The organism is Sulfitobacter brevis, assembly GCF_900112755.1.
Lineage (GTDB): Bacteria > Pseudomonadota > Alphaproteobacteria > Rhodobacterales > Rhodobacteraceae > Sulfitobacter > Sulfitobacter brevis.
The window spans coordinates 316,794-330,881 of the sequence record NZ_FOMW01000004.1 but is presented as its reverse complement, the minus strand read 5'-3'; the positions used below and the strand labels follow the sequence as shown (position 1 = coordinate 330,881).

10 protein-coding genes and 1 pseudogene are annotated in these 14,088 nt (G+C 56.3%); 4 read left to right on the top strand and 7 right to left on the bottom strand.

Annotated elements, in window-relative coordinates:
* Nucleotides 1–240, bottom strand: a pseudogene (locus BM174_RS07670) (IS256 family transposase); the annotation flags it as partial.
* 427 nt (nt 241–667) lie between these two features.
* Entirely contained in the window at nt 668–1,804 is a 1,137-nt protein-coding gene (locus tag BM174_RS07660; protein ID WP_093923253.1) for a tyrosine-type recombinase/integrase, read from the bottom strand.
* Between the two features lie 418 nt (nt 1,805–2,222).
* Here BM174_RS07660 and rlmF point away from each other — a divergent pair, with 418 nt between their 5' ends.
* The 4 genes from rlmF (at nt 2,223) to BM174_RS07635 (ending at nt 8,916) form a co-directional block, all read left to right on the top strand.
* Entirely contained in the window at nt 2,223–3,149 is a 927-nt protein-coding gene (gene rlmF, locus BM174_RS07650) for a 23S rRNA (adenine(1618)-N(6))-methyltransferase RlmF (RefSeq protein WP_093923252.1), read from the top strand.
* A 307-nt stretch (nt 3,150–3,456) separates the two neighbouring features.
* On the top strand, nt 3,457–4,317 hold the full coding sequence (locus tag BM174_RS07645) for a cyanophycinase (protein ID WP_218152918.1): 861 nt from the start codon (nt 3,457–3,459) through the stop codon (nt 4,315–4,317).
* A gap of 32 nt (nt 4,318–4,349) precedes the next feature.
* Nucleotides 4,350–7,151: a cyanophycin synthetase gene (cphA, locus tag BM174_RS07640; protein ID WP_093923250.1), complete on the top strand. Its 2,802-nt coding sequence runs from the start codon at nt 4,350–4,352 to the stop codon at nt 7,149–7,151.
* Nucleotides 7,141–8,916, top strand: coding sequence for a Mur ligase family protein (locus BM174_RS07635; protein WP_143092431.1), 1,776 nt, complete (start codon nt 7,141–7,143; stop codon nt 8,914–8,916). Before cphA ends, BM174_RS07635 begins: the two co-directional genes overlap by 11 nt.
* A gap of 145 nt (nt 8,917–9,061) precedes the next feature.
* On the opposite strand, the gene BM174_RS07630 is transcribed toward BM174_RS07635, so the two are convergent.
* The 5 genes from BM174_RS07630 to cobU form a co-directional block, all read right to left on the bottom strand.
* The gene (locus BM174_RS07630) at nt 9,062–10,465 is read right to left on the bottom strand and encodes an HWE histidine kinase domain-containing protein (RefSeq protein WP_177209440.1); all 1,404 of its coding nucleotides are present in this window, start codon (nt 10,463–10,465) and stop codon (nt 9,062–9,064) included.
* 136 nt (nt 10,466–10,601) lie between these two features.
* Nucleotides 10,602–12,116 (bottom strand): YifB family Mg chelatase-like AAA ATPase, encoded by a 1,515-nt coding sequence (locus BM174_RS07625; protein ID WP_093923247.1) that lies wholly within the window; start codon nt 12,114–12,116, stop codon nt 10,602–10,604.
* 78 nt (nt 12,117–12,194) lie between these two features.
* Nucleotides 12,195–12,881 carry a glutathione S-transferase gene (locus BM174_RS07620; RefSeq protein WP_093923274.1) on the bottom strand — a complete coding sequence of 229 codons (687 nt, stop codon included), beginning with the start codon at nt 12,879–12,881 and terminating at the stop codon, nt 12,195–12,197.
* Nucleotides 12,882–12,941: 60 nt separating this feature from the next.
* Entirely contained in the window at nt 12,942–13,523 is a 582-nt protein-coding gene (locus BM174_RS07615; RefSeq protein WP_093923246.1) for a histidine phosphatase family protein, read from the bottom strand.
* On the bottom strand, nt 13,520–14,041 hold the full coding sequence (gene cobU, locus BM174_RS07610; RefSeq protein ID WP_093923245.1) for a bifunctional adenosylcobinamide kinase/adenosylcobinamide-phosphate guanylyltransferase: 522 nt from the start codon (nt 14,039–14,041) through the stop codon (nt 13,520–13,522). The genes BM174_RS07615 and cobU overlap by 4 nt, the downstream gene beginning before the upstream one ends.
* Between the last annotated feature and the right edge of the window lie 47 nt (nt 14,042–14,088).

Genomic DNA, 14,088 nt, shown 5'->3' with positions numbered 1-14,088 from the left:
AATGCGTACGCTCACAGGGCCAATGCCGGTTTGGAAGGGCCGGGTCGGATGATGCCCGTTGCGCACGACAGCCGCGTGACCTGCTTCAGTGCGCAAGTCGGAAAATTGAGCCAGATAACCGGCAAGTTCAGCTTCAACTGCTGTTGCGATCAATTGCTGCGCCCCCGTTCTCAGCAAATCCGTCAGCGCGTCCGTGATCCCGTCTCGACGCGCAAAATCAACAATGTTAGTCGTTTCCATGGTGGTGTATCTCCTTCGGTTGGGCTGCTGTCTTCCAACAACAAATCAACCAGATACGCCGCCAACCTTCAAACCGCCAAAACACCAGATTCAGTCATAGCTCCTGACGATGCAGCCCTCCTTCAGCGCAATGATCACTTTATCGAATTGTGCTACGCTTAAGTTGGAATAGAGCCAACTGAGGGGTATTTTGCGGATCAACTCGATCGGCCGTCTCAGATCTGGCCTATCTGTCTGTAACGCGCGGTGAAGTTCAAATTCTTCCTCTGTCATTGTCACATCTCTCTCCAAAATCAGTGAGCGCAGGAGTTAAGACTCATGTATTTGTACGATGGCTGCAAGAGAGGAAATCAGGTTGCAGTGTAATCAAAGACTTGTAATATAAAGAAAATTTCAAGGTAGGATTGCACTGTAATTAAGCGAGAAATCACTTTTCACGGAAGCTGTGCGCCATCTTGTTCGCGGCATTCCGCAGTGGATCATCCATCAGGTGCGCGTACCGCATGGTAGTCTGATACTGAGAGTGTCCCAACAGCTTCCCGATGGTTTCAAGTGTTTCGCCGCTGGACACCAGTATCGATGCGAAGGAGTGGCGCAGATCGTGAATTCGCAGATCGGGCATGCCAGTTTCAGACCTGAGCCAGCGCCAAGGGCGATTGATGTCTGGAAGATAACCGCCGGTTGAGGTGCGGAACAGGAAATTGCCTTCCGCTACGTCGCGCATCGCTCGTAGGAGGATCAGTGCCTCATTTGACAATGGGATCCTTTTGGCCTTTCGATCTTTGCTCTTGTGGGCAGGTCGATTCCATATGCCTAGGCTGAGGTCGAGATCTTGCCATTCAAGGCCGAGAACTTCACCGCGCCTGGCACCGGTCAGGATTAGCAACCGAATTGCATCTGCAGCTTTGCGATTTGGCATCTTGTCCAGTGCAATGAAAACGAGCTCATACTCGCTTTTGGACAAGTACTTCTCCCGTGAGTGCTCTGCGTTCCGCCGGAAACCATCGGCAGGGTTCTTTTCGATCCAAGCCCATCTAATCGCCAGGTTGAGGGCCTTTCTCAGGACCTCCAGGACGCGGTTGGCGCGGGTAGGGGTGGTCTCGCTAATCTTGGCGTGAAGTCGGTCGATTTGGCGGCTCGTGAGCTCCCTGACGGCCACGGTGCGCAGCTCAGGCAGGATGTATGTTTTCCACATCCCCCTTTGATCCGTCTGACTTCTGGCAGAAAGGGTTGGAAGGTGCACCTTCTCGTACTCGTCGCACAGATCGGCAATAGTTGGGGCTTCACGCCGCTCATTTCGCTCCTCTAACGGGTCTGTTCCCTGATCGATTAGTCTTCGTAGGGCTGCAGCCTTTTCACGTGCTGCAGCAGCTGTCCAGGCTGGGGACTTGCCGATCGTGTACCTGCGTTCTTTCCGGTTGATGTGATAGTTCAAGATGAAAGCTTTGGTCCCAGTTCTGGTGATCCTCAATCCAAATCCTGGGCTCTGGCTGTCATAATAGATTTTGTTTCCCGTCTCAGGGGCGATGGCTTTTCTGACAAAGGTCTCATTGATTTTATACATGATATGTCCGTACTGTGTCCGGCGAAGTGTCGGAAATTAGTGACACACGGTGTCTCTGAATGTCAACGTAAGCTATCGACATTGCACTGTAATCTATGGGTATATGTGAATTTTGCAGTGGAAAGTAAGTATGCGACACGCAGGCTCATAACCTGAAGGTCGTAGGTTCAAATCCTACTCCCGCAACCAAATTCGCCAGATATACACTACGCCAACAGCCACCCTCGGGTGGCTTTTCGCGTTCCAGACTCGATCGGGGACCTAAATAGCCAGCAATTTGCCTTGCGGGATCGGGTCTATCTTGGTCGAAAGGCTGCGCATTTACCCTGCTGTTGATTTTACTATTTGTGCATAAGAGCCTACAACCAGATCACCGTCTGGTAAGTGACGTTCATAAAGTATCATGAAGGCGTTCCTTATGGCCAACAAAGCGAAGCTGCATCCGCGCAATCAACATGCTGAAGGCTATGACTTTGTGCGTCTAGTCGCGCAAACACCTGAACTTGCGGCTTACACAATCAGCAATCCACTCGGTCAGCCAACGATTGATTTTCAAGACGTGGGCGCGGTCCGTATGCTTAATCGGGCTTTGTTAAAGACGCACTATAATATTGATTTTTGGGACATCCCTGATGGCTATCTATGCCCGCCAATCCCGGGCCGGGTCGACTACATCCATTATCTCGCGGACTTGCTTGCCGATAGCAACCATCAGGACATCCCACGCGGGCGCAACATCAAGGCGTTAGACATCGGTACGGGTGCGAGCTTGGTTTACCCTCTGACTGGGCAGAGTGAATACGGCTGGCACTTCACCGGCGTCGATATCGACGCGGCTGCTATCAAGTCGGCCGAGCAGCTTTGCGATTTCAACCAGCTAAAAATTACCCTTAGAAGGCAAAATCGACGTGAGAATATCTTTAAAGGTGTGATCCAACCACGCGATGCATTTCATATCACCCTATGCAACCCGCCGTTCCATGCCTCCATCGACAAGGCTGCAAAGGGCACGCAACGTAAATGGGGCAATCTTGGCAAGGGACATTCCAGCAAGCGCAATTTTGGCGGGCAAAACGCTGAACTTTGGTGTCCGGGGGGCGAGATAAAATTTATCGCGACGATGGTTGAAGAAAGCAGAGAGTTCGCCGATCAGTGCCTGTGGTTCACCTCTCTGGTATCTAAGAGAGACAACCTCCAGCCGCTCCAGCGTATCTTAGCAAAAGCCAAGGTTGCTGATATTAAGATTGTCGATATGGCACAGGGACAAAAAACAAGTCGTTTTATTGCTTGGACTTACACCAAGAAAGATCAACGCGCTTCGTTTGTTAAGAACGCTGGGACCTAGAACCAATTTGCCGAAATCAGCACTCTTGCAAATCTGGGCAGTGCTGATGCCCGCTGAAGACCGCGCGCGACTTGGCAGGCGTAATGGGCAAGCGGCATAAACTGCGCTGCGCAATGTCCGATCACCTCCGTTGGAATTTCACCGCCGAGGCCAGCCCGTTCACCAGCCAATCTTCGAAATGGCCACTATCTCAGCTTTTACGTGGTATCCTTGGGGCTTTTAACGTCATATGACGGCAGCGCAGGCAGCAGTACGTGGACTGACTGGGAAACTCGAAGGATATCAAACCTATATGTGCCCAGCACCAGTGGCTAACGGAAACGATCGCGGGTATATCATCCCGATTGGCGGGGGCGAAGACCGCATCAAAGAGATGCAAATTCACCGTCGCTTCGTCGAGCTGTCCGGCGGTTCGGCTGCGTCGATTGTGGTCATTCCAACAGCCTCAATGCTGCATGAGACCGGGCAGGACTACCGTCGTATCTTTTCAGGGCTGGGCGCGGGCAAGGTCGATTTTCTGCCGATAAACCGACGCAAAGACTGCGACATTCCCGAATTCTCCGAGATGCTGGACAATGCCACGGGTATCTTCATGACCGGCGGCAACCAGTTGCGGCTGTCTGCCATCCTTGGGGGTACGCTTGTCGCGCAAAAGATCAGGCGGCGAAATGCTGAGGGTATTCCTGTCGCGGGCACCTCGGCCGGAGCCTCGATCATGTCAGAGCATATGGTGGCCGGTGGCGCCGGCAATGAGTCGCCCGCAGAGGGTACAGTTTCCCTGGCACCTGGCATTGGGCTGACGAACAGTGTTATCATTGATCAGCACTTCACCCAACGAAATCGTCTGGGACGGTTGCTGACCGCGTCGTCGTACAATCCTTTCCTGATCGGTCTTGGCATAGACGAAGACACGGCCGCGTTCATAGGGCCTGATAATGTTTTGGAAGTTGTCGGCAGCGGCACGGTTACGGTCGTGGACGCCAGCCAAATGACGCATTCCTCCATATGGGATGCCAAGCCAGGCGAGGCGCTCAGTCTATTGGGGCTGCGGTTGGACGTATTGGGCGAAGGGTGCCGGTATGATCTGGACGCCCGTGTCGGATATCCACCTCAAGACCATTCGGCGATTGGCGAACCGCCCATCGTTGCCACCAAGAAACCCGCTTAGCGCGGAGCATCTTCAACAAAAGAGGTCACCATTTGAAAATAGTCGCAACCAATGTTTTTGTCGGCCCGAACGTCTGGGCGGGATTTCCTGTAATACGGCATGTCATTGATTTGGGGGTATTGGAGGACTGGCCTTCTGTCAAAATCGGATCGGACTTCATCGAGGGGCTGATTGATGCGCTGCCCGGTCTTTCCGATCATGGGTGTTCCTACGGCACGGAGGGCGGATTTCTGCGCCGCCTGCGCGAAGATGACGGCACATGGATGGGCCACATTCTGGAGCATTGCGCCATCGAAGTGCAAAATGTTGCCGGAACAGATGTCACCTTTGGGCGGACGCGTGGGACAGGAACTCCCGGCCAATACAATATGGTCTATGCGTATCGCCAGCGCGACGTTGGATTGGCCGCGGGAGAATTGGCGCTTAGGCTGTTGATGCATCTTTTGCCGCAGTCCCTCCGCGTACAGGTCGATTTTGCGTTCGATGCTGACTTCGACTGGCAGATGGAATTGCGCAGCTTTGTCCTGCACGCCCAACGCAAGGAGTTTGGGCCATCCACCGGATCGCTGGTTCGGGCGGCGCAAGACCGCGACATCCCGTGGATTCGTTTGAACGAAGGGTCATTGGTCCAGTTCGGGCACGGCAAATACCAGCAGCGCATTCAGGCCACCATCACATCCGAGACACGCCACATCGCTGTCGAAATCTCCTGTGACAAGGAAGACACCCACAACCTGCTGAGCGATCTGGGTCTGCCCGTGCCGCTGCAACGCATCGTCTACAGCGCCGAAGAAGCCGTACGCGCCGCCCACAAGATTGGCTTTCCGGTCGTAGTCAAACCGCTTGATGCCAATCACGGGCGCGGGGTTTCTATAAATCTGACGAAAGACGAAGAGATCACCGCTGGGTTTGCCGAGGCGGAACTGCATTCGAAAAGTGCGGCCATTTTAGTCGAGAGTTTCGTAACAGGCTTCGATCACCGGATGCTAGTTGTGAACAACAAGCTGGTCGCAGTGGCCAAGCGGGTGCCCGGCCATGTCGTCGGCGATGGCACACATACGATCGGCGCGCTTGTCGATATCGTTAATCAAGACCCGCGTCGCGGCATCGGACACCAGAAGGTGCTGACAATGCTGGAGATCGACAATCAGGCGAAGCGATTGATCGCCGATGCCGGTCATACTGTCGATACGGTGTTGCCCGTTGGGGAAACGTTCTATTTGCGGTCCACCGCAAACCTGTCGACAGGCGGTACGGCGATTGATCTGACCGATGTTGTCCACCCGGATAATCGCGACATGGCTGAACGCGCGATCATGGCTGTTGGCCTAGACGTCGGCGGCGTCGATTTCCTGATTGAGGATATCACCCGCTCCTACAAGGATATCGGTGGCGCGATTGTCGAAGTGAATGCGGCCCCGGGTTTCCGGATGCACGTCGCCCCCTCGGAAGGGCAGCCGCGCGATGTCGCGGGCACGGTCATCGACATGCTCTTTCCGCATGGGCAGGAGAGCCGCATCCCGATCGCCGCGATCACCGGCACCAACGGCAAGACGACAACGTCGCGTATGCTGGGCCACATTATGAAAGCCAGCGGCAAGATCGTTGGCATGACCTCGACCGATGGTGTCTATGTTGACGGCAAACTCAGCGTAAAGGGGGACATGACTGGCCCGAAATCAGCGCAAATGGTCTTGCGCGATCCCAAGGTTGATTTTGCGGTGATGGAAACAGCCCGTGGCGGTCTGGTGCGCAGCGGCCTCGGTTTTCAAAATTCCGATGTTGCGGCCTGTTTGAATGTGACCGGTGACCATCTTGGTTTGGGTGGCATTGAAACGGTAGAGCAACTGGCCGCAGTAAAGCGTGTCGTCATCGAAAGTGCGACGAAGACTGCAGTCCTGAACGCCGATGACATAAATTGCCTCAAAATGGCCGATTACGCGGATGTCACTTCAATTTTCTACGTGACGATCAATCCCAATCATACATTGGTGAAAGAGCATATAAAGGCCGGGGGGCAGGCGATTGTGCTTGAGCAGGGCATGAACGGCGACATGCTCACGATCTACGATAATGGCCTGCACATGCCGGTTCTTTGGGCGCATGTAATTCCAGCCACGCTTGAGGGCAAAGCCATACATAACGTGCAAAACGCGATGTTTGCAGCCGCGATGGCCTATAGCTTTGGTGTCGATCTGGACAATATCCGCCATGGGCTGCGCACTTTCGACACCAGCTATTTTCAGGCACCGGGGCGGATGAACGTCTTTGACGAACACCCCTTCAAGGTGATCCTTGATTACGGCCATAACCCAGCGGCATTAAGTGCGATGGCAGGGCTGGCAGAGCGTCTGGAGGTCAAGGGCAAGCGGATTGTTGTGCTCTCGGTCCCGGGGGACCGTCGCGATCAGGACGTGGCCGAGGCCGCTTTGGCACTGTCCGGAAAGTTTGACCACTACATTTGCAAGGCGGACGATGACCGGCGCAAACGTGGTCATGACGAAATACCGCAGATGTTCAAGGCAGAATTCCTCAAGAACGGCATTTCGGAAGATCAGATTTCAGTCATTCCAAACGAAGAGGAGGCTGTTGCAGCCAGCCTTGAAATGGCCGAACCGGGCGATCTGGTTGTGATCTTTGGGGACAATACCCCGCGTTGCTGGAAGCAGGTTATCTACTTCAACGCAGATGAGACGGACGAAGGTCGGACATCACATCCGATCAGCGCACCAAGCAGCGCCGTGTTCGAGGACCTGCTCGATACTGAGTTGTCCATCGTACGGGACGGGCGCGGTGTCCGTTTGGCCCGGGATCGCGTTGAAGATGGCGACTGACCCCGCCCGACCGATGGACCGCATTGAGAAACTGGAAACAGCCCTTGATATCCAGTGGGCGGCCGTTGACGCCTTCAATGTTGAACCACCCCGCCGTTTAACAGGGCCAAGCCTTCTATCGGATCACCCCGGCGCCGTGATGGATGTGGTGTTCGACGGCGTTGATCCAGGTATCGTAACCGCTTTATGGGAAAAGCATGCACGAAAAGTGCTGGATCATGTTGGTTGGGGCGATCAGAAGCTGATCTCGCGGGTTTTCCAAGGCGGTGTCAGCCTTGCGATATCAGCCCCGGTGGACCAGCTATACTCCGCAACATTTGTCGCCAAGACCGCATGGCATTTCTGCGCGGCAGAGCTTTCAAATAGCGCAAGCCTGTCTTTCGAGGACATGACCAATGATCTGAAACGCGTCATGGCCGAAGAGGCAAATCCGGCGCTGGCCGCTTTGATGTCCGCGGCTGCTGCACATGACGTCGATTTTCTGTGCGATGATGACCATGTGTCGGTCGGTCATGGCATCGGTTCGCAAATTTGGCCTGTTGACGGCTTGCCAGCCCCGGACCAAGTGGACTGGTCTGCCGTCAGTGATGGGCCTGTTGCACTGTTGACAGGTACCAACGGCAAGACCACCACAACCCGTCTCTGCGCGGCAATTGCCACTGCCGCTGGGAAAGTGGTGGGGCTGACATCGACGGATTTGGTGCAGGTTGGCAGCGATATCCTTGATCGTGGCGATTATTCGGGCCCGGGGGGGGGGCGGATGGCGCTGCGCGATCCGCGCGTCGAAATGGCGTTTCTGGAGGTCGCACGTGGCGGCATCTTGCGGCGCGGTTTGCCGATCCGTCGCGCTCGCGTGGCTTTGGTGACCAACGTTGCAAAGGATCACTTGGGCGAATTTGGGGTTATGACATTGGATGATCTGGCCCAGACCAAATTTGCCGTCATGCGCGCTTTGGCGACAGATGGCGCTCTGGTGCTCAACGCCGACGACCCGCAGATTGTGGCGGCGGCCGCAGAGCTTTCCCAATTGATCTGGTGGTTCTCGCTTGATGCCACATCGCCGCAAATCACGCAGGCGCGAGAGCGCGGCACGCCTTGTTGCTTTGTCAAACTCGATCATTTCATCTTTTTTGACGGAAGCACGGAGGTTTTCTCGATGCCGCTCGCTGAGGTGCCCATCACGCTTCACGGAGCTGCAAAGCATAACGTGCGAAATGTGCTGGCAGCGGTTTGTGTCTGCACCGTTCTTGGTATCGCTGCCGAGGCTATCCGAACAGGGCTGTCGGGCTTTGCATCCGATCACAAAGACAATCCGGGCCGGTTCAATGAATTTCGCTACAATGGCGCGCGGGTCTTTGTCGATTTCGCGCATAACGCTCATTCAATTTCGGCCGTGTGCGAAGCCCTTTCTGCGATCCCTTCGAAACGCCGGTTCATCATGCTCAGCCAACCCGGAGACCACAGCGACCAAGATTTGGTGGATGTGACGAAGGCGGCGCTTCAGTTCAGACCTGACGTGATCGTCACCGCCGAAATCGAGGACTATCTGCGGGGTCGAAGTTTCGGTGAAACGACCGGTCGGCTTCAAGCATCTGCAATCGCTGACGGATTTGACCCTGACCAAATCCTGAGCGCTGATACTCCTCCCATCGGTGCCAAATTGATTCTCGATAATCTACAACCCGGCGATCTGGCTTTGATGCTGGTGTTATCGGATCGCGATGAAGTTTTCGATTTGTTTCAGAACTCCTTGGGCTCTAAATGACACATGTTGATGGGCTCGAAACGGGCACCCCTGCATCCAATCCTAAGTTGTCGGATCCTCGATTAAAAAAGCCCTCGTGAGCCCGAGCGTGTCTAGGCGATCTGGCAGATTGTCTGACGTAATTGACCGCCAATCGGCGCCGCCGTTATTGCAAAATCTTGGTGAGGCAGAGCAACAACTCTGCTTCACCAAAAGGTTTACTGATCCGGGGCGCATTCGCGTATTGGTCGTCCAACCCGCCAGTTTCCAACTGACCACTCAGCGTAATGAAAGGGATGGCCATTTCCGCCAATCGCAGCGCCACACTTTCACTGGTCTCGGAGCCCAAATTTATATCCAGCAAAGCGGCGTCAGGCAAATCGCCAATGGCCTTAAGGGCGGAGGCCACATTTCTGCACGGACCAATCGGCCGGGCCCCTGCGGCCAGTAGTATCTCGGAGATATCAAGCCCGATGATGGGATCGTCCTCCACGATAAGCACCCGTTTTCCGGAAAGTAGCGCGGTCGTATCAGTAGCCGATTGCTCGACAGTGGACAGCTGTTGGGGGGCGATGGAAGGGTGCTTCACCTCTCGCTGAAAGCTTTCGTTTACGACGATGTGACAGTTCAGGCCGCCAGGCGCGAAATCTAGCGTCACCTTACCCTCATCCCGCATGGCATTCCTGAGAATCGTTGAGCCGATACCGCTGTGCGGTTCAACGCTTGTTGCCGGGCCACCACGCTCGACCCAGTCAATATATGTCTCTTGGCCGGAGGTTCGGGTGATGTTTACCGTAACGTTGCCATCGGTGTTCGACAGCGCGCCGTGCTTCACTGCATTGGTCAGCAATTCGTGGAAAATGAGCGCAAGCGCCTCGGACGCCGGTCCGGAAAACCACACAGGCCCGCTGCCGTTGACAATGACCCGCTGCTGCCAATTGGCAAAGGCGTCGAGTTCAACGCGAATGATCTCCTGCAGGCTGGAACGCTCGGCCTCGTTTGCGATCAACACGCGATTGGAGCGGGCCAACGATGCCAATCTGTTCATCAGGCCTTCTGCAAATTCTTCAACACTCGTTGTTTCTTTCGCACCGTGACGGATCATCGAGTTCATGATCGTGAAAGTATTGGCGACGCGATGATTAAGTTCTTTGGACAGTAGTTTAAGCCGGTCTTCGTTGTGTTTGGTCTGGGTAATGTCGATTACATGGCCAATAAGCTTGGTCACTTGGCCATCTTCGGAAAATTTAGGCATGCCCTTTGCGCTGATCCACCGATCAACTCCGTCAGCGCGCCTGATCGGGGCCTCGAAGGACCAAGGTTGCCCGCCGTTGACCGAATTAGCCAACAAGCTACCAATCCTTTTGCGATGCTCTGCATGAACATAGGCCAAAAAGATATCGCCGCTCCATTCATCGAGCAGTTCTTCATGGCCGAATATCTGGTCGTGGCGCAAATTGCGCAGTGCTTTCCCCGTCGCTACGTCCAACTCCCAGATCCCGATTTCGGATGTGGCTAGCAAGAGATCAAGGTGGTCGCCGCGGTCACTTTGGGGGGAAAACTCATTCATTCGAAGACTCATACAAAGGGTAGAATTCACGACTATCACGGCTGGGAACCGCGTCCCATATCCTAAAAGATGACTATTCGTGTAAACCACCCAAGTCACCGGTGTTGATGGCATCAGGGACTTAATACCGTCCGACTCAGGCCGAGAGATTTGTCGCCAATCGAAAGCTGATTGCCTCTGCGACGTGGGGCCGTTGCACGCTGTCCGAGCTATCGAGATCGGCAATGGTGCGCGCCACCCGCATCACACGGTGATATCCGCGTGCAGAGAGTTGAAAGCGCTCGGCGGCACGCCTGAGCAAAGCGCGGGCTTCGGTGTCGAGGGTCGTAATCTCCTCCAACATTGCGCCCTGCGCATCCGCATTGGCGGCCATTTGCGGATGGTCCGCATAGCGCTGGGATTGCAACTGGCGGGCGGCGGAAACGCGGGCCGCAACCTGTGCTGTGGTATCGCCGCTGGCGGGCAGATCAAGATCGGTGAAGGCAACCGGCGGCACATCGACGCGCAGATCAAAACGGTCCAGCAGCGGGCCGGAAATGCGGCTCATATAGTCCTCACCGCAGTTTGGCACCCGCGCACAGGCCCGCGATGGATCGGCGAGGAACCCGCATTTGCAGGGGTTGGCCGCCGCGACCAACATGAACTTGCAGGGGTATTTCACATGGGCGTTGGCCCGCGCGACCATCACCTCGCCTGTCTCAATCGGTTGGCGCAAGGTCTCTAGCACGCTGCGCGGAAACTCGGGAAATTCATCCATGAACAGCACGCCATTATGGGCCAGCGACACTTCTCCGGGCTTGGCATTGCGCCCACCCCCAATGATCGCAGCCATAGATGCCGTATGATGTGGTTCACGGAACGGGCGGCTGCGAGATATTCCGCCTTCATCGAGCAGCCCCGCAAGCGAGTGGATCATCGAGGTTTCCAATGCCTCTGACGGCGTGAGTATCGGCAATATGCCCGGCAGTCGTGCCGCGAGCATCGACTTCCCCGAACCGGGCGAGCCGACCAGCATAAGATGATGACGCCCCGCCGCTGCGATTTCCAAGGCCCGTTTTGCGCGTTCCTGCCCCTTTACCTCTTGCAGGTCGCGGCCCGAAAAGCAGGCGGTGACCTCGCCCGGTTCTGCTGCGGCCAGCGGCGCCTGCCCGGTATAATGTCTCACCACGTCCCCCAACGAAGCTGCCGCAATTACCTGCGCATTGCCAACCCATGCGGCCTCGGCCCCTGAGGCGGCGGGGCAGAGAAGGCTGCGGTTGGCTGCGGCGGCAGCCATTGCGGCGGGCAAAGCACCAATCACCGGAATGAGCGATCCATCGAGCGAAAGCTCCCCCAGTGCGACGATGCCTTGCGTGACGTCATCGGGCAGAATCTTCAACGCCGCTAAAAGGGCAAGCGCGATGGGAAGGTCAAAATGACTGCCTTCCTTAGGCAGATCTGCAGGGCTGAGATTGACGGTGATGCGCTTGGAGGGCAGGGCGATTGCCATTGCGTTCAAGGCCATGCGCACCCGGTCTCGGGCCTCCGATACGGCTTTGTTCGGCAGGCCGACGATTGAAAAGCTGGGTAAGCCTGCAGTGACTGCGCATTGCACCTCAACGATGCGCGCCTCGACCCCTTGAAACGCGACCGTATATGCCCGTGCGACCATCCCAGCCCCCTACATTGTGGTTAATGAGTAGGGGGCCATGATTGATGAAAGGTTAACGTGTCCGTATCGTCGGGCGGATCAGTCGGCCTTGGGCCAAGGTGCCGTGCCTGTGCCCGACATATAGGGGAAGGGATCGTAAGTGACCTTCAAACCTTCCGCGCGCCATGCTTTGAAAGCGGGATCGGCGATGGTGGTGTCGCAATAGCGGCGCGCGGTGGTGGACACTGGCAGGTCATATCCGACAATCCGTGCGCAGACCGGCGCATAGAAGGCATCGGCTAGTGAGTATTCGCCAAACAGCCAAGGCCCCTTTGTGTCGCGCAGGGTCGCAGCATGGGCCCAAAGCTCTTCGATCCGGTGCAAATCGGCGAGTGTCGCGTCATTTGCGGCAAAACCGGTATTCACATGCTGCAATTGCATCGGGCAGTTACCCCGCAGGGCCGAAAACCCGCTGGCCATCTCGGCGCTCAGCCAACGTGCGGTGGCGCGGGCGGCGGGGTCACGTGGCCACATCGCCAGATCGGGGTGCCGCTCGGCCAGCGTATCGGCAATCGCCATGGTTTCCCCGACAACGGTGCCTTCGGGCGTGCGTAAGGCGGGGACCAGACGCGCGGGCGCAATGGCTGCTAGCTCCTGCGCCATAGTGCCTGCGTAGAGGCCAACCAAATGAGTGCGATGGCTGATGCCGAACTTCTCAAGCATCAACCAGCCGCGCATGGACCAGCTCGAAAACGTCCGGTCGCCGATAAAAAGATCATATGTCATAGGCCGCAGGCTAGCCAAGAAACCGGCGTCACCGCAATCGACAATTTGTGCAAACACCCATCACGGAAGGTGATTGATTGCCTTGGCCCGCCAGACGCCTGCGTCAAAGATCACGGTGGTGACGGACAGATTGTCGATGAAATGCGACAGCGCCTCCTTCGCCGTACTGCCGCTGGCGCGTTGCACCTGCGTGAGGATCACACCGATATGGGCCACGGCAATAATATGACCGTCGGGATGGGCTGCGCTCATTTCATCCACCGCGGTATTGACCCGCGATGATGCTTGGTTCCAGCTCTCACCCTCGGGCGGCGCGATGTCACCGGGATTTTCCCAATAGGCCCGCGACAGGTCGGGGTCCCGCGCCGCGACATCGGCAAAGACCATCCCGTCCCACAATCCGAGATTGAATTCCCGTAGGCGGGGGTCGTCGGCAAGGCGGCGCCGCGCGGGATGCGCCAAAGCACCCGCTGTGGCGCTGGCGCGGATCAGATCGGAGGCCACCATGAGCGCGTTCTGCGGCAGGTGTGCAGAAAGCCGCGCGATCTGGGCGGTATCGGACAGATCGGCAGGAACATCACGCCAGCCGACAAAGGCTTTCTCTTGGGTCGGCCCGTGCCTGATCCAGTGCCACACTGTCATCGAAGCTCTCCCTTCAAAACCTGCGGCAGTCCGGCGATCACCTGAACTGCCAGATCGGCATGACCCGCAAGGGCAATGTTCAAGCGCCCCTGCGCCTCCCGAAACTGGCGGGCGAGCTTGTTGTCGGGCACGATGCCCTGACCGACCTCGTTCGACACGATCACCCAAGGCGCGGCACAAATCTGCAACGCAGAGAGCAATTCGCGTTGCGCCGTGCCAAGATCAGAGCCCTCCATCAGGTGGTTGGAGAGCCACATCGTCGCACAGTCGATCAATACCGCCTGATGTGGCGCGAGTTTTGAGAGGGCCTCCGCAAGGTCCAACGGCTCTTCAACCGTCTGCCAGCGCGCAATGCGGCGGTCGCGATGGATTTTAACGCGGCTTTTTACCTCATCATCAAGCACCCGTCCCGTGGCCAAATAGAACAATTCTAAGTCTGTAGATTCAATAAGTTTTTCCGCCCACACGGATTTTCCAGAGGCGGCCCCGCCTAGAACGAATGTCCCCTTAGGCAACATTTATTTCCCCAACTTATGAACTAAAGCGCTGTCTGAGGCGTATCCTT